Raw genomic sequence first — 17,073 nt, forward strand, 5'->3', positions numbered from 1 at the left:
GACCAAGAAAGCGGGGTGACTACTCTTTTTAACACTCTTCAACTAGTCAACTACACTTCATGCAGTATGTCGGTTGCATTGACCTGGTGTTCGCGTACTCAATCTTCTTAATATATGTTTAGATAAAAAATCGAACTAAAAAGTATAAATCAGACGAACAATGACATGAACGAGAAGAAGGAGAACACCTCAAATGATCTAGCACAATCAATCCCACAAGTGACTATCACCGTCAACTACTACCCCTGAACGCTAATCTTCGATTTCACGCTTTTCAGAGGTAGCTTGAGTTTATTATTAGGTCTGCAATCTCATTCCAGACTGTGACGCTCTAATGACAGGCAAATATAAAATTAGATTATTTTACGAGAATAAATGTTGTAAAAATGAAATAGAACTTTCGTCATGGTGGTCGACTAGCTGTTGATATCTAGGAATTGAATAACCTTGTTGCACTCTTAAAATGTTCGACAAATGGTTAAATGACGGACTTGTAACTTCTGTAGTCAAATAGGCTGATTGATTGCTCTCTGGTTTTCTCAGTTTGTTCAGCGCACGAATTATTTGTTCAGCTGTGTAGATTCCGATTCCATGACCAAAATACGTACCATCTTCTAAAACAACGGCATTTTCTCCCCTCCACTGGGGAGTTTCGGAATCAAAATCTGGGTTATTAAAATAAACGACATCTCCAGGTATAAAATCGTGAGTAATATAGGATCTTAATCCGAGATTGGGATTAGCATGCCAGCTGTATAAATAGATGTTTTGAAATAATCGATTGAACAAAGATTCTCCAATAAGATTTAGGACCGCATGGTAATAGATAATGATCATTGCTGTTGCACATTCAAATGCATATTGCGAACTGTTCAAGTATATATCTCGAATTGCATCTGATGGTTTTACACCGTGCCGCAACAGGAATCCCCCAGCACTCGTCAATTGCCAGTATTGAGGATTACAACGGGACGTTCTAAATACTGCAAACCGTACATTACTTTCATTCATAGCCCGTGCACTTACTATAATGTTCTTTCGTAACGTAAGCTCAAACGATAATTCGGCTATCGATTGATACGAATGAACTGTTGGACTTTCATTCATCCTTTGAAGAATCGTACCTTCAATACCATCAGTTTGTCGCAAGTCACTTTGTTGAAAGGATCTCCCTGATATTTGAATCATTCTATACCTCTTTCCAAGTATATGTAGTAATCCATCTTATTCAACGACTTTGCTGATATGTTTTCTTTCAAATCAAAGAGGGAATTAACCGAGGCTAGTCACTCACACGACTATCCTGTACCTTCATGTGACTATACACCTCAAATTTAAATGACGTATAGTATATTATTGCAGGCATAAAACTTCTATATAATTAACCTTGTAAATACAGGATGCCCCCGCACTGACTTTACCTATCAGTCCAAATTAGAAAACCTCCCAAATCTGTGCGATAATAAAAGAACGAGTGTTTCACTAAAAAGAAAAGAGGTGTCCTTATGCAACCAGTCATTTTGGCCGAAAAACCTTCTCAAGCGAAAGCCTATGCAGAGGCCTTTACTGTAAAAAATCGACATAAAACCCATATTGAACTTGCGCGCAGCCAACTATTTCCTCAAGGTGCCATCATCACATGGGGCATCGGGCATCTTGTCGAATTAAAAGAACCGAAAGCATATGACGCACGTTGGAATCGTTGGACGCTTGGTAGTTTACCAATTTTACCTGAGCGCTATGAATTCCAAATTGCGAAAGGCAAATACGCACAGTTTCAGGCGGTGAAGAAGTTTATTCTAGGGGCGAATGTTGTTATTAACGCATGCGATATCGACCGCGAAGGATCGAATATTTTCTATAGCATTTTCAACCAGACAGGCGCACGTAATAAAACGATTAAACGACTTTGGATTAATTCTCTGGAAATCGACGAGATTCGAAAAGGATTTATGAACTTACAGGACAATCGAAAAGATCTGCTGCTATATGAGGAAGCGAAAGCGAGGCAAATTAGTGATTGGCTCGTTGGGATGAACGGTTCGAGACTGTATACACTTCTGCTGAAAGCGAAAGGATACGAACAAGTCTTTCCGATTGGACGTGTGCAAACTCCGACAGTTTATCTTGTTTACGAAAGGCAAAAAGAAATTGAGACGTTTGTGTCCGAACCATTTTTCGAAGCAGAAGCCCAGTTTAAAGCGGAAGGCGGTATTTATAAAGGGAAAGCGAAAGTGAGGATGAGCAAACGTGAGGAGCTTGTTGAATTACTGAATAAACATACGATACGACCAGACTCTCCAGGCGTTGTCACTTCCGTTCATCAGAAAGATAAACGGATTCCACCGCCACAGCTCCATTCATTGTCATCTTTACAAGCAACTGCTAACCGACTGTGGAAAATGAGCCCTGCAAATGTGTTAAAAACGGCGCAAAACTTATATGAAAAGAAGCTTGTCACCTATCCGCGTACCGATTCACGACATATTACGACAAGCGAGTTTGCGTATTTAGTTGAGCAAGTAGCAGACTACCAACAACTCATTCAACAACCGTTTCCGATTCACTCTAGTCAACCGAAAAAGCGCTATGTTGATAACGCGAAGGTCAAAGAGCATTATGCCATCATTCCAACAAAAAAAGTACCGACAGAAGCGGCTCTTTCGAAGTTACCGCCAAATGAACGGAAACTTTACGAAGAAATTTTGCGGACAACGCTAGCCATGTTTCATACAGATTATTTATACACGGAGACAAAAGTGACAACTGACGTCAATCAGTTATCGTTTTTTACAACTGGCAAAACGGAACGAGACATCGGTTGGAAAGCATTATTTCCAAAAGCTAAAAAAGAAAAAGAGGAAACACTGCCTCCGCTTCAGCAAAATGAGCAAGTGCAAAGCAAAATCGGCATTCATGAAGGGAAAACTACACCGCCAAAACCATATACAGAAGGTCAATTGATCACACTCATGAAAACTTGTGGAAAGTTCGTCGAAGCCCAAGAGGAAACAGAAATTTTAAAAGAAGTAGAAGGACTTGGGACAGAAGCGACACGAAGCGGTATTATTGAAACGATAAAAAAGCACGGGTACATTCAAGTGAACAAAAACATCGTTTCAATTACCGATAAAGGACGTATTTTATGTGAGGCTATCGAGGGTAGCTTACTAGCAAGTCCATCGATGACCGCAAAATGGGAAACGTACCTGCGGAAAATTGGAAATGGTGACGGAGCTGCAGATTATTTTTTAAATAACATCGCAAAGTTTATCGATTCACTAATTCAAAACGTTCCGAAGCAAATTGAAGCTGCTTCTTTCCAAGTGAAATCGATTCCTTCAACAGCCAAAGCACCCAAAAGAAACGTTGCCGTTGCAACTTGTCCAGCTTGCCAAAAAGGAACAATTGTCACGCGCAAAGGCTTTTATGGATGCACAGCGTACAAAGATGGATGTAAGCAAACTTTTCCTGGCATTTTTCTTAAAAAGAAAATTACACCGACACAAGTAAAACTGCTTTGTACAAATGGTCAAACAAATATCATTAAAGGTTTTGTTGCAAAAAGCGGAAAGAAATTCAATGCTGCTTTAAAGCTAGAGGCAGGAAAACTCGTTCTAGAGTTTACAAATAGCACGCAGAAGAGCCCTACTAAATAAAAACAAACTTAAAGGGACAAATGAATGCGAGAAGTCCCTATACTTAGTTAAAATAAGCGTAAAAGGGGATGTTAACTATACTACGTTAACATCCCCTTTTGGTATCTCAATCCATGATGATATAACTAACACAAATTAAAAATTATAGACTTTCACTCGCAGACTTAATCATTTCTTCAATCATTTTACTAGCGTTTTCTGCTGCTACTTTAACGAAGTCTTCATACTTTACATCCGCCTCGCCGCCGGCATCATCCGAGATTGCGCGAATAATAACAAATGGTACTTCATTCAAGAAGGCAACATGAGCGATTGCTGCGCCTTCCATTTCTACAGCATATGGAGAGAAGTTCTCTGTAATCCATTCTTTTCGTTCCGGACTTGCAATGAATTGGTCACCACTTGCGATTCTTCCTTGGTACACGTTGATATCATCAGTTAATCCTTCAGCTGCAGACTGTGCGAGCTGAATTAACTTTTCATCGGCCTCGAAATAACTTGTGTCCATACGGGCAATGATACCAGGTTTTTCTCCAAATGCAGTAATATCGAAATCATGTTGGACTGCATCCGTTGAAATAACGATATCTCCAATCGTGACGTCCGGGCTTAGACCACCTGCTACGCCAGAGTTGATTAGATAATCAGCTCCAAAATGATCAACTAACGCTTGAGCACAAGCAGCTGCATTCACCTTTCCAACGCCTGATTGAACTAAGACAATATTTTCTCCACCTAATGTTCCTTGATAAAACTCCATTCCCGCGATTGTTTCAGTATTTTCGATTTCCATTTTATCACGAAGAATTTCAACTTCTTCAATCATAGCACCAATAACCCCAATCACTCGTTCATTCGATTGTTCGGCATTCACCTTTTCTTCTTGTTGTTCTGATGAAGTGGCGGTTGAACCTTCTTGTTTGGTAGAACAACCAAATAACGCTAAGACTGCAAGTACCATTAGCGTAATAAATTTAATATTCATTCTGTTTCTCATAGTTGTAAACTCCTCCTAATTACCATTAAACACGAACATTATTTAATAACCAATAATTAATGTTCGCCTTTTACCTAACTAGTATATAACGGTAATTTAAAAAGTGCAATACATTTTCCATATAAAAATATAAAAAACAGGTAAAGGAAAACGGATTGTTTTTCTTTACCTGTTTATAACAGTTATTATGTATTTTCACCTAACATTAATCTCTAATTCAAGTTGTGAAAGGTGATCTTGATACAATTCTTCATAATACTCTTTTGCTAAGAACTTAATTTCTTGGTCGCTAGCATCAGGTTTTTTCTCCCAAACTTCTTTTTCAATATCATCAATAATTCGATCGCGCATCATACTTTCTTCCATGTAAAGTCTTATATTGGATTTATAATTCTTTTCTCCGTATCGCTGGATCATTTCCTGTACAGTAGGCATTTCAGCAATTAACGCATTGAAACGTTTTACTTCAGCTTCTAATTTATCTACAGGGATAAAATAATTCTTTTCTTTAGCAAGAAGGGACATTGTATGTATTTCAATCATTTTTTGAAGTTGTACATTAATATTGTCGTATTGTTTATTTTGTGCTTCCCAAAATTGATTACTTTCTTCAAGTTCTTTTCCTGTTAAACTTTCGGCATCATTTACACGATTTACTTCATTTTTTACTTTTTGCATAAATGTGTAAAAGTCCATATCCTTTTCAAAGAACTGATGCCCTTCGATTGCTACAATGTAGTCAGATTCAGCTTTAACTGCTTCATTCAAGTGATCTTCAACAATACTTTCATCCTTTATAACACATCCGAACAGTGTACCTATTAGTATTAGAATTATAAAAGCCTTTTTCATTGGGCATCATCTCTCTTTTACATTGAAAGTTATGACGTCTTCTATTACTTCCCCATCTTTCTCTGCTCGTATATCAGCAATCCATTCGCCGCCCATTGGCAATTCTACATTGCCTGTATAAGTTCCATCTCCATTATCAATGAATATGACTTCGATTACACCATGGTCCATCTTTGCCATTTCAAGCGTTGATTCGATTGATAATCCTGTCACCTCTTCAGCAGAATCGGTTACCTTTAATACAAATTCCGAGGCAACTTCCTCTTCATAAACAGGTTCTTTTTCAACTATAAACTCCAACTTACTAGCTCCACAACCAGCCAGAATCATGATTGTTGCAATCATAAGTAGCAAAACTTTTCTCATGCCTGTTGTCTCTCCTTCAAATCGACTGAGAGAAACTCTTCAATCGAGTATTTTGTAATTTTTCCTTTTTCTAAGTAAGCAACGTGGGTACAAACCTCTTCAATTTCATTCAGATGATGGGAAGCCATCATAATTGTTTTATTTGTTAACGACTTAATGATGGCTAATATTTCTTTCCGCCCAACTGGGTCTAATCCACTTGTCGGTTCATCCAAAATGATAATGTCCGAATCATAATACAACATTATCGCTAGACCCAATCGCTGCAGCATTCCTTTTGAATAGGTGGTGATTTGATCTTTTCGGGCTTCATGAAGGGAAACCAGTTTCAGTTTTTCATCAATGCTCTCTTCGTCAAGCTTTTTCGATGCAAGCGAAGCAAAAAAACGAATATTCTCTTCGCCCGTTAAATGCGGGTACAGATTAAACTTTTCAGGTAAGTAAGAAACAACCTTCTTCCAGTCCTGCTTTTTATTTGAAATGCCGCCTAGCGTAATAGAACCGACCTGGAGGGGAATTAATCCAAGCATCGTATGTATCATTGTTGATTTACCGGCACCATTTCGACCAACAAGGGCGCATCGTTCATTTTTTAGAATATGTAAGTTAACGTCATCTAAAACTCGTTGTTTTGCATATGCATGCGATAAGTTTTCAATTTTAATCATCAACAGTCCCCCCGTTTCTAAACAAAGTTGAAAGCCCCAAAAACAGTGATGGCCACAAAACGACATTAATTAACAAGAATATCCAACTATCCATAAACACAAATTTCTCCATTAAACGAGACATATGTGATAAGGAAAAGAGCCCAAGATTTGTCTCTAAATAAAACCGTAACGTATGAATCGGGTCAAGGAAGTAAATCCATGAAAAGATTCGTAAATTATCAAATGTGACGGCAGGCAAGAAATACAAGAACATCAAGTCTGTAAGAAATACGATGAAAAACCAGGTTAAAATATTTGCACCGACTAATTGCATTTTTGTATTACAAGCAACGCCAAGAAATAGTCCCACTTGGTTGAAGATGAAGAGAAAAATCATGATGACGATAATAAAATGTAAGAAACTCATTAAATGAAAGGCTAGAAAAGCTTTCATGAAGAGGGCCAATACAAAATACGCAGAGACAAATGCCGTAACAATGACAAGTTGTATGGCAATCGACTTTTTAAAAATCAGCGTGAATGTCGACTCTTTTTTCGTCAATAGAATCATAGATGTTTTTAATTCTTTCTCTTGGAAAATTGAAAATGATGCCAAAAACATCGCAAATAACGGGATTAGGTAAATGTTCATATCGAATATGGATAGCAGTAATGCCTCAAATCCAAGATCTGCTGGAAACTGACGCGCTTCTGCGATTAGGAAAATAGATGTGATCATCAACATACCAAGCCCAAACCATAACCCTTTTCCTCTCGTTTGCTCAAGAAATTCCTTCCAAATATACATCATCGTAACGCTCTCCTTCTGTACACGTAAACGCCTACACCGGCTAGGATAATTCCTACACCCACACTTGCCACATTAATTGGTTTACGTTCCGACATGATGGGATACTTATCAAATGCCATCACCTTATGCTGAGTTAGTAAATCATTTGCTTTTTCATAAATCGTAATTGCCGGGCTTGCTAAAAATAGATAAGCCAGTTCATTTTCCTCGACCAATTCACTTAAAGATGATGAGTATTCAAGTGGGTCATCTCCAATTCCATCTTGATTTAAATCGAGTAGCGGCATGTTCCAGTAATTACCTACCCCATTTTCAAACCAATCATTATTTGATTCCCCACCGACTGTTAATGCATGCACTTTATTTTTGTTAAAATGGTTTTTAATAAATACATGCGAGGTTGATGACGTCCACAATTCAATGCCAATTTCATTTTGAAAAAAATCATTGCCTTCTATTCTGTTACTCGTTGATTGTTCAAGATAGAGTCCCCGCTGATTTAAGTGAAACTCATTATTTAACACGTGGATATCTCGACTTGTTTGGATGAGGAGACCAAATGATCTGGATCCTTGGTTAAATGAAAATTTATTGTCTTCCAAATGAATATGGTCCGAGTGCATAATGGCTGCACCGCCCACGTTTTTGATAAAATTATTTTCCTTAAAAGAATTATAGTTAGAATACATATAATGAAGACCGTACCGCGTGTCTGTCATCGTATTGTTATCGATGAAATTATTATGAGAGTATTCCACGTAAATCCCATCACGCGTTTTTTCTAAGTAACTATTATCAATATAGTTTTCACTAGAACGCATAATATGAATGCCATTTCCTTGCGTACCAAGCTGATTAGCCCCGTGACCAACGACTGTGATGTTTGACATTCGCGTGTTTTTCGATTTATTTAAAAAGATGCCGTGGAAACTATTCGTGATTGTTAAGTTTGTTAATATCGCGTCATTGGCCATGACCCTCACGCCGGAGTGTTCTTCTTGAGAACTTCTACTCATGCCACTTCCAGAAATCGCCAACGTATCAAGGGTAACCCCATCACTTCTAATCTCAATGACATTTCCCGTTCCGCCCCCTTCAATGGATGTTCCTTCCTTGCCAATGATAGTGATTGGTTTTGATATGGCGATATTGCCTGTATACGTTTTATCTTCTAGCTCAAGAATCCCACCGGTTGGCGTCTCTTCAATTAATTGTTGCAATAAAATATCTTCATCGGCACTTACTACACCCGCAATGAAAAAGCTACAAATGACTAAAGTAAACATGAGCAATCGTCTTTTCATTTTGCACGATCCTTCCATAACGGGAAAACCAATAGGATAAACACAAGGACTAACAGATAGCCGCCAAATGAGAAATAACTATGTGTCACAAAGTTCGCGATTGTGTTTTCTCCAATAATTGGTGGAATGAATGGCTCAAGTTCAATTGGCGCCATTGGATCCAAGTTTGTGCCAAATTCCTTTAACCACCGATACATATCCCAAATGCCAATGATTCCACCGATGACAAATAAAGCAATCAATCCGTAAAGAAAGGATTTTCTACGCAACAGCGCAACGATTAAAATGAGCACAACGAACGCGAGGACAATATAAGGCATCCATTGTAATTCCGGAAATGACTCGTTGCTAAATAAAGCCATACCAATATAATGATTTAACGAGTTTACAATGTCGATGTCTCCGGCGAGTGTTGACGGATAAACGATAATATCAAGTCCTTCTGGATATTGGGGCGCATAAAATTTCATGCCCCACCAAGGGACGAAAAGAGTCGACACTGTGATGATTGCCGCAGTTATAAGACTAATCACTGAAGCATTTGAAAGATTTTTCTTCATTGGAGATCACCTCCGCTTTTATAAAAAGTAAAGGGCCACTCAATGCGCCCTTTACTTTGTCAAAACATCATTACTTAGGTTCTACGAGTAAATAACCGCTCATTTCTTGGTGAAGTGCTGAACAGAAGTTTGTACAGTAAATTGGGTAAACACCTGCTTTATCGGCGACAAACTCCAATGTACTTGTTTGACCTGGTTGCACTTCAAAGTTTAAGTCATATTCATTAATTCCAAATCCGTGTGTAATGTCTTGATCGAGATCGATGTTCGTTAAGTGGAAGAAAACACGATCCCCTTCTTTAACGGTGACAGCATCGGGTCTGTCTGATTGTGCATCGAAAATGAATCTTGACCGCATAGCAATTCCGTAAACATGCACTTCATCGCCTTTACGTTCTACGCGTGCATCTTCTTGCTTCCAAACGGAGTTTTCTCTATTTTCATCCTTCTCGTAAACTGTTATTGTATTGATTTTATCTCGGTGAACAATTTGTGCGTAGTGTGGCTCAGGGTCTACCGGCACGGCCATAATATGTTCCATTTTTTCTCCCGAGATATCGATTAAATCCATTGACTCGGGATGAGATGGGCCAACCGATAAGAAGTTATCCTTCGATATTTTATTTAGAGAAACGAGCCACTTGCCATCTGGTGATACTGTATCTCCTTCTGCCGCTGCCGAGTGTCCTGGCGAGTAGTAAGAAGGTGTTCGGTCGATAACTTCACCTGTTTCTATATGCCATTTCACAATTTCAGAGGAAATGAACATCGTATTATACGCATTCCCTTTATCATCAAATTGTGTGTGTAACGGTCCCAACGCGCCAGGAGGGTCTACTTCCCGTTCCATGACACTTTCATATGAAAGTACAGGAATGCCGTATTTTTCATCTGTAAAGTCTTCTTTTTCAATTGCTTCAAACGTCTGTTCAAATGAGAATACAGTCATCATCGGGGCAAGTTTACCCGCTGCAATATAACGAGTCCCATCTGGTGTAACATCTACGCCGTGTGGTGATTTCGCTACAGGAACCGCGTAAATCGCACCTTTATGGTCTCGTGGGTCAATCATTTTAGCACCATTTACGTCATGATAATTGCCTGCCGCTACTTCTTCCTCAAGCTTCTTCCAATTAACAAGTACAATATAATCCCTGTCATTTTGTGAAGCGTTAATCTCAAGATTCGTTGTTGCAAATTCTGAGTTATACGTTGTCATGACAATCCAATCACCAGACATTTTTTTCCCGGCATCTGATAAGTCGTATGACCAAGGTGGTAGAACAATTTGATAAGCAAGGTCAAATTTCTTTGTTTCCTTATCAAAGGTCGTCATTGAAACAACGCCTTTGTATTCTTCTTCATATTTGTCCAAGTCCGCATATTTATTGTCTAATGGACGGGCAAACCGAGTTGGAAGTGCAATGTATTCCGTATTCTCAGTTACAAAAACACCCGCGTGGGGCCCCCCCATATTTGGCAGTGACATGATATCGACTGTAGTAAATGTGCTTAAATCAACAGCTGCAACACGGTTATTTCCTACGTCATTTGCAAATAAAAACTCGCCATCATAGTCCCCCGCTGTTTCAGATATCGCTGGGTGATGGAAATCTCCCCATGTAAAACCACCAAGCATTTCTTTTGTTTCCTTCGAATATCCATAACCTGTAGCAGGGTCAGGCGTAAAGATAGGAACCGTGCGGATTTTACGCATGGATGGAATTCCATAAACAAACAGCTGACCTGAATGTCCTCCTGATGACATCATGTAATATTCATCGAGCTCTCCATATGGCACATACACTTTTTCAGCCTTCGATTTTATATCACCAGCGGCATTTTCACCTGCTTTATTAAAATCAGCGAAAAATACAACCGCAACCAATAAACCAGCGATAATCCCGAGGACTGCCGATATGATTCGTTTTGTCGTCAATTCTATTCACCTCATTTTTTATTCTTCAGAAGCCTTTTTCAATAACTCAACAATTTCTGCACGGTCTTCATCTGAAAGCGGACTTCCTTCTATTACGCCAGTCATTACCGCTGATGTCGGTTCTTGTAAAAATGAATCTAAATCTACGCCATGCTTTCCTTCTATATCTGCATACGATTTAGAAAGATCTGGCCCTGTTGTTCCACCTTCTAGTCCTAGTGAACTTACTGCGTGACAAGACAGGCAACTGTTCGTATTGAAGATTTCAAATTCTGCAGAAGACAGTTCCTCCGGTTCACTTTCTTCCTCTTCGTCTACCTTACTTGTCGTATTCTCCTGTACCGTAACCGCTTGCATATTGTCCGTCTTACCTTTATTAAAAAAGAAATATCCACCTGCAAAAGCTAAGACAAACGCCAACAAAAAAATCATTCCATTCGTTTTCAATTGCAACGACCTCCTTCTTCTTTAAACATGTATTTATAATACAACTTTAGCACGTAGAAATTACTTTTACTATTTACCCTCATTTGTTTTCACAGTTATTTCACAACTACCGGGACATATTTGTAACATTTCGGAAGTATCGCAAGCGATAAAATGGGATTTTGACGTAAAATAAAGGATATTTTCTTATCACTATTCCTATAATAATAAGTTGACAATCACCCTAACAAACTTTATATTTGTGATGAGATTGAGAATCGTTATCAATCTCAAATTAGACGTTTGGAGATGAAAGTATATGAAGAGAAGTTTTGTACTACTGCTTGTCTCTCTACTACTTATCCTGGCAGCATGTGGGAATAGTACGAAGCAAAGCAGCGATTCAACAGACAGTGAGAAGAAAAACGAAAAAGCTGAAGTAAATTTATATACAAGCAGACATTATGACGTAGATAATGAGCTATACAAAAAGTTTGAGGATGAAACAGGAATTAAAGTGAACGTCATCAAAGGGGAAGCCGATGAGTTAATCGAGCGTATTAAACGTGAAGGGACAGCTACAAAAGCGGATCTTTTCCTAACTGCCGATGTCGGAAGATTATACCGTGCTAAAGAACAAGGATTACTTCAAGAAGTGTCAAGTGACAAGTTATCGAAACAAGTTCCTGATAAATTCAGAGATTCTGACGATATGTGGGTAGGTTTGACGAAACGCGCACGGATTTTAGTGTATAATAAAGATAAAGTTCAGCCTGAAGATTTATCGACTTATGAAGCACTTGCTGATGATAAATGGAAAGGACGTTTCCTCGTTCGTTCATCCGAAAGTGTTTACAATCAATCCCTATTAGCTTCATTCATCGAAATTGACGGTGAAGAAAAAGCGAAGGAATGGGCACAAGCCATTGTCAACAATATGGCACGCAGTCCAGAAGGCGGAGATCGTGATCAAGCGAAGGCTATTGCAGCCGGCATCGGTGACGTCGCAATTATGAACACATATTACTTAGGACAAATGCTAAATTCTCAAGATACTGAAGAAGTTAAAGTTGCAGAGCAATTAGGCATCTTCTTTCCAAACCAAGAAACGACAGGCACTCACGTTAACATTAGTGGCGCTGGGGTCGTAAATGGTTCAAAAAATGCAGACAATGCATTAAAACTACTTGAGTTCCTCACTGGTGAGGATGCACAATTTACATTTGCGGAAGCAAACTACGAATATCCGGTAAACCCAGATGTCGAACCAGCGGAACTTCTAAAGTCTTGGGGCGAATTTAAGGAACAAGAAATTCCACTCGAAGTTCTTGGAAAAAATAATGCAAAAGCGATCATGCTCTTTAATGAAGTAGGTTGGAAATAGTATCGTGCCCCCTATCGCTCTTGCGGTAGGGGGTTATTGCGGAAATGGTAAAGGATGGATTTAATCATGAATAGGCGAATTGCAAACGTGAATGGTTGGACAATCGGTGCGGTGCTCATTATTATTTTACTATTTGTACCGAATTTATCGATTGTTACAGGAATTTTCACACCCATAAATGAAAATTGGGAGCATATTCGAGAATTCATGCTTCTAAAATATATCAAGTCTTCACTCACACTAGTATTCTTCACAGCAATATTCACCATTGCAATCGGTCTCAGCCTTGCTTGGCTTATTGCACAATATGATTTTCCACTTCGTAATTTCATGAAATGGTCACTCATCTTACCTTTATCGATACCACCATTCATTGGTGCGTATACGTATCACGGTATCTTGAATTATACGGGCATCATTCAGAAGACGCTTCGAAATCATTTTGATTTAACGGTAAATCAAGCCTATTTCGATATTATGAATGTCCCGGGTGCTATTTTCATTTATACGTTATTCTTATATCCATATGTTTATATGATCACTAGGATTTTCTTGTCCAATCAAGCTGCATCTCTCATTGAAAGTGCCAGGACTCTTGGAAAAGGCTCAATGGAAATCTTCCTGAAAATCGTTATTCCGATCTCACGTGTATCAGTCGTTGGTGGGGTAAGTCTTGTCATATTAGAAGTGTTAAATGACTATGGCGTTGTTAAGTATTTTGGTATTCAAACGTTCAGTACCGCAATTTTTCAGACATGGTTTGGTCTAGGCGACTTGGAATCATCCATAAAGCTAGCTTCTTGCCTAATGGGTATCGTCATTTTCATTCTCCTTATCGAGTGGGCACTCCGTGGCGGAAAAAAATACAGTTTCTCATCAACAAAAATTAGACCGCTGCCGCTTGTTAAATTGACTGGAAAAAAGGCAGTAATGGCGACTGGGTATACGCTAATTATTTTTACAGTTGCGTTCCTAATCCCAGTTCTCCAGTTATTGGATTGGTTTGTGCTCACATTCGGCAAGGTACCGATGGAGGAAGTGTTCACATACACGAAAAACTCAATCATTGTTGCGGGGACAGCGGCTATACTTATTATTTTGTTCTCCCTCATCATAGGTAACTTTAGTCGTATTACAAAGCATAAGTTGGCAAAAGTATTACCGAAATTAACAATTCTAGGATACTCTATTCCTGGTGCAGTCATCGCTGTCGCAGTCGTTACAACATTCATTGCCATTGACCGATATCTGGCGCCTATCTATCTATGGTTAGGAGTAGACTCTGCGCTCGTCTTAAGTGTTAGTCTCGTCATGCTGATTAGTGCATACATTATCCGTTTTTTCGCCATCGGGTACAATTCGATTGAATCAGGATACACAAAAATCGGTACAGATTTTCGTGATGCTTCACGCATGCTGGGTGTAAGCAGTTTGCGAACTTTTTTCAAAATCGATCTTCCGATGATGAAAGGCGCAATTTTCAGCGGGTTTATTTTGACATTTGTCGATATTTTAAAAGAAATTCCATTGACGCTTATTCTGCGACCATTTAACTATGATACACTCGCAACGAAAGCGTTCCAATATGCAAGTGATGAACAAATTATGGAGGCGTCGCAAGCTTCCTTGCTCATAGTTGGTGTAAGTGCAATTGCGATATTCATTTTTAACAAGGTGCTTAGAGAGGGGCAAAAATAATATGTTTATAGATATTCAAAATATGAGTTTCGCCTATTCGAATTCGTCGGCAAATGCAGTTGAAAATTTCACACTTTCAGTGAACAAAGGTGAGATAATCTCTATACTTGGGCGCAGTGGTAGCGGAAAAAGTACGATTCTTCGGCTAATTGCTGGACTTGAGATGCCAAATGGTGGCTCATTTACATTAGGAGATAAGAAAGTGTTTGACGATCACACATTTGTTCAACCTGAAAAACGCGGCATTGGCATGGTATTTCAAGATTATGCGCTTTTCCCACATATGTGTGTCGCGGATAACGTATTATTCGGACTCCCTAAAATGAGCCGTAACGATAAACTAAAACGAGTAAAAGAAGTTTTGGAACTCGTCGAATTAGATGGATATGAAAAACGCTACCCGCACCAATTAAGCGGCGGTCAGCAACAACGTGTGGCACTTGCTCGTGCAATCGCACCACAACCTGCGCTCATTCTTTTGGATGAACCTTTTAGCAACCTAGATACCGATCTTCTTGTTAAAATTCGTGAAGATCTTCGCCGAATTTTAAAGAAAGCGAATGCAACTGCAATATTCGTAACACATAATCAAAACGACGCTCATGTACTTGCGGATCGGATTGTAAAAATAAAAGATGGTATAATTGATCAAGTCGGACGTCCTTGCGACTTATTAGGTAATCCAACAGATGAGCAAAGCAATATCGAGTTATTTTCCGAAGAAACATTATCTGATAAAGAACTCATAAGTGTGTAAACGGGAGACTGAAGAACAACATTTATTTCAAACATACGTATGGTTCTGTATATGGTAGCTGAAGCTTTAGTATCTAGACTCATAAAGTGGAGACAAATCATTTGTCCCTACTTTATGGTTTTTTTTGTGTTATAAATCGACGAATAAATACCCTGCCAGATATTCCTTAAAGATTCTCCAGATTACTTTGTAGTCATGGAGAAACAATACTTCCTGCTACTCATTTAATAAAAATCAGTTGTGTTTCATACTTATCTGCATACAATGATAGCGCAAGTATATTAGAAGGAGTGGATGTCAATTTCGTCATTTGTAACGCAATCATTAGAGGAGATTCGTTTTTGGTCACGGATTATGAAGGAACACGCTTTCTTTTTAACGCTTGGATTTACTGCGGATGATACAGAACTCATCCAAGAAGCTAAGGAGTACATTGTGATTTTTGAACGGATTGAAGAGCAAATTGCCGATTATAATGAGAAAACAGATCCTGAAGTGATTAGAAGACTGAACATACAAGTTTATCAAGCAGCAGCTTCTATTTGGGCATACAAACGCAAAGTTCTTGGATTAATCTTACATTGCAAAATTGGTGGAAATAATTTTCCACTCTTAGTGGATCATATTAGCCGTGAAGCTGCTTATTTCGCTAATCGATTAAAAGATTTAAATGAAGGAAAGCTGCAACCTTTAGCTGATGCAATTGTTAAAGAGAATGTTTTTTTCTTGAAAATCATGGCAGACCATTCTAAATTCATCGGACACTTACTAGATCCCTCTGAGAGAAAACTTGTCGACCAAGCGGAGGAGTTCAGCCATGATTTCGATCAACTTCTCTATCAAGCCATAGACTTAGATTCCATGCGTCCTCAATCAGAAACAAATCCACTTTTAGGACAATTTCTCGATCAGAACCGTGTTTCTGTCGTTTCACTTCGGGACTTTAAGAAAACAGCTCGAGATTTAATTGAAGAATGTAGAATAAAGAGCATCATACACCCTCTTCTCGCAGACCATGTATTTCGTGAAGCAGATCACTTCCTTACGATTATCGATGCATTTGATGCACATCTAACCGCAAACGAAACATTATAAAGAAAAATAAGCACCAAACTCTCCCCTTTATAGGACTACTTTTATCGAATAGAAAAAGCCAAACAAATAAAATTTAGCTTGCATAATATCTGATAGATTGGTATTTTAGAGTCTATCAGGTATTTTTATATTCTTCTTTCAATTCGTTTAATTCACCGGAGAATTAATGCTGAATGGGCCTAGAAACTACCTGTACTTGTTCGATAGCCAGACTACATTTATTCAAAGGAGATGAAATGATGAATCCTCGTCAAAATGAAAAAAAAGTGGATTACGCAAAAGTTATTCAAACAGATGAATTCAAAAGTTTAGTGAAACGTAAAAAGAAGTTTTCTACACCCTATGTTATTCTCTTTTTTATCGTCTTTTTTACGCTGCCTATCTTAACAAGCTACACATCGATTCTTGAAACGCGCGCAATTGGCTGGATGACATGGACATGGCTTTATGCATTTGGCATTTTCATTATGGTATGGGTGCTTACTTCAATTTATATGAATAAAGCAAAAGAGTTCGATAAAAACGTAGAAGAAATTATCAAGAAACACGTTGTAAAGTAAAGGGGGAACTTATGA

General features: G+C 38.6%; 16 protein-coding genes. 6 read left to right on the forward strand and 10 right to left on the reverse strand.

Going from position 1 to position 17,073, the window contains the following annotated elements; translation table 11 throughout:
- Positions 1 to 363 precede the first annotated feature (363 nt).
- Positions 364 to 1,188, reverse strand: a complete 825-nt coding sequence (locus BI350_RS00515; protein ID WP_075526361.1) for a protein-glutamine gamma-glutamyltransferase — start codon at positions 1,186 to 1,188, stop codon at positions 364 to 366.
- A gap of 317 nt (positions 1,189 to 1,505) precedes the next feature.
- On the opposite strand from BI350_RS00515, the gene BI350_RS00520 reads away from it, so the two are divergent.
- Positions 1,506 to 3,659, forward strand: coding sequence for a type IA DNA topoisomerase (locus BI350_RS00520; RefSeq protein WP_075526362.1), 2,154 nt, complete (start codon positions 1,506 to 1,508; stop codon positions 3,657 to 3,659).
- A gap of 142 nt (positions 3,660 to 3,801) precedes the next feature.
- On the opposite strand, the gene BI350_RS00525 is transcribed toward BI350_RS00520, so the two are convergent.
- From BI350_RS00525 to BI350_RS00565, 9 genes are all read right to left on the reverse strand, one after another.
- On the reverse strand, positions 3,802 to 4,656 hold the full coding sequence (locus BI350_RS00525) for a 5'-methylthioadenosine/adenosylhomocysteine nucleosidase (RefSeq protein ID WP_082294923.1): 855 nt from the start codon (positions 4,654 to 4,656) through the stop codon (positions 3,802 to 3,804).
- Between the two features lie 195 nt (positions 4,657 to 4,851).
- Entirely contained in the window at positions 4,852 to 5,508 is a 657-nt protein-coding gene (locus BI350_RS00530; RefSeq protein WP_075526363.1) for a hypothetical protein, read from the reverse strand.
- A 6-nt stretch (positions 5,509 to 5,514) separates the two neighbouring features.
- Entirely contained in the window at positions 5,515 to 5,874 is a 360-nt protein-coding gene (locus tag BI350_RS00535) for a FixH family protein (protein ID WP_075526364.1), read from the reverse strand.
- The gene (locus tag BI350_RS00540) at positions 5,871 to 6,542 is read right to left on the reverse strand and encodes an ABC transporter ATP-binding protein (RefSeq protein ID WP_075526365.1); all 672 of its coding nucleotides are present in this window, start codon (positions 6,540 to 6,542) and stop codon (positions 5,871 to 5,873) included. Before BI350_RS00540 ends, BI350_RS00535 begins: the two co-directional genes overlap by 4 nt.
- Positions 6,535 to 7,335 (reverse strand): ABC-2 transporter permease, encoded by an 801-nt coding sequence (locus BI350_RS00545; RefSeq protein WP_075526366.1) that lies wholly within the window; start codon positions 7,333 to 7,335, stop codon positions 6,535 to 6,537. The genes BI350_RS00540 and BI350_RS00545 overlap by 8 nt, the downstream gene beginning before the upstream one ends.
- On the reverse strand, positions 7,332 to 8,639 hold the full coding sequence (gene nosD, locus BI350_RS00550) for a nitrous oxide reductase family maturation protein NosD (RefSeq protein WP_168157237.1): 1,308 nt from the start codon (positions 8,637 to 8,639) through the stop codon (positions 7,332 to 7,334). Before nosD ends, BI350_RS00545 begins: the two co-directional genes overlap by 4 nt.
- The gene (locus BI350_RS00555; protein WP_075526368.1) at positions 8,636 to 9,199 is read right to left on the reverse strand and encodes a hypothetical protein; all 564 of its coding nucleotides are present in this window, start codon (positions 9,197 to 9,199) and stop codon (positions 8,636 to 8,638) included. Before BI350_RS00555 ends, nosD begins: the two co-directional genes overlap by 4 nt.
- A gap of 70 nt (positions 9,200 to 9,269) precedes the next feature.
- On the reverse strand, positions 9,270 to 11,138 hold the full coding sequence (nosZ, locus tag BI350_RS00560; protein WP_075526369.1) for a Sec-dependent nitrous-oxide reductase: 1,869 nt from the start codon (positions 11,136 to 11,138) through the stop codon (positions 9,270 to 9,272).
- Between the two features lie 18 nt (positions 11,139 to 11,156).
- On the reverse strand, positions 11,157 to 11,585 hold the full coding sequence (locus BI350_RS00565) for a cytochrome C (protein WP_245698280.1): 429 nt from the start codon (positions 11,583 to 11,585) through the stop codon (positions 11,157 to 11,159).
- A 298-nt stretch (positions 11,586 to 11,883) separates the two neighbouring features.
- Here BI350_RS00565 and BI350_RS00570 point away from each other — a divergent pair, with 298 nt between their 5' ends.
- The 5 genes from BI350_RS00570 to BI350_RS00590 all read left to right on the forward strand — a co-directional run bounded on the left by BI350_RS00570 (position 11,884) and on the right by BI350_RS00590 (position 17,058).
- Complete coding sequence (locus BI350_RS00570) at positions 11,884 to 12,948, forward strand: Fe(3+) ABC transporter substrate-binding protein (protein WP_075526370.1); 1,065 nt, start codon at positions 11,884 to 11,886, stop codon at positions 12,946 to 12,948.
- A gap of 66 nt (positions 12,949 to 13,014) precedes the next feature.
- Positions 13,015 to 14,646 carry an ABC transporter permease gene (locus BI350_RS00575; RefSeq protein WP_075529173.1) on the forward strand — a complete coding sequence of 544 codons (1,632 nt, stop codon included), beginning with the start codon at positions 13,015 to 13,017 and terminating at the stop codon, positions 14,644 to 14,646.
- A gap of 1 nt (position 14,647) precedes the next feature.
- On the forward strand, positions 14,648 to 15,403 hold the full coding sequence (locus BI350_RS00580) for an ABC transporter ATP-binding protein (RefSeq protein WP_075526371.1): 756 nt from the start codon (positions 14,648 to 14,650) through the stop codon (positions 15,401 to 15,403).
- Positions 15,404 to 15,697: 294 nt separating this feature from the next.
- A complete protein-coding gene (locus BI350_RS00585) occupies positions 15,698 to 16,498 on the forward strand; it encodes a DUF2935 domain-containing protein (protein WP_075526372.1) in 801 nt (266 codons plus the stop codon).
- Positions 16,499 to 16,734: 236 nt separating this feature from the next.
- A complete protein-coding gene (locus tag BI350_RS00590; protein WP_075526373.1) occupies positions 16,735 to 17,058 on the forward strand; it encodes a DUF485 domain-containing protein in 324 nt (107 codons plus the stop codon).
- Positions 17,059 to 17,073 lie beyond the last annotated feature (15 nt).

Source organism: Sporosarcina ureilytica (assembly GCF_001753205.1).
GTDB classification, from domain to species: Bacteria; Bacillota; Bacilli; order Bacillales_A; family Planococcaceae; genus Sporosarcina; species Sporosarcina ureilytica.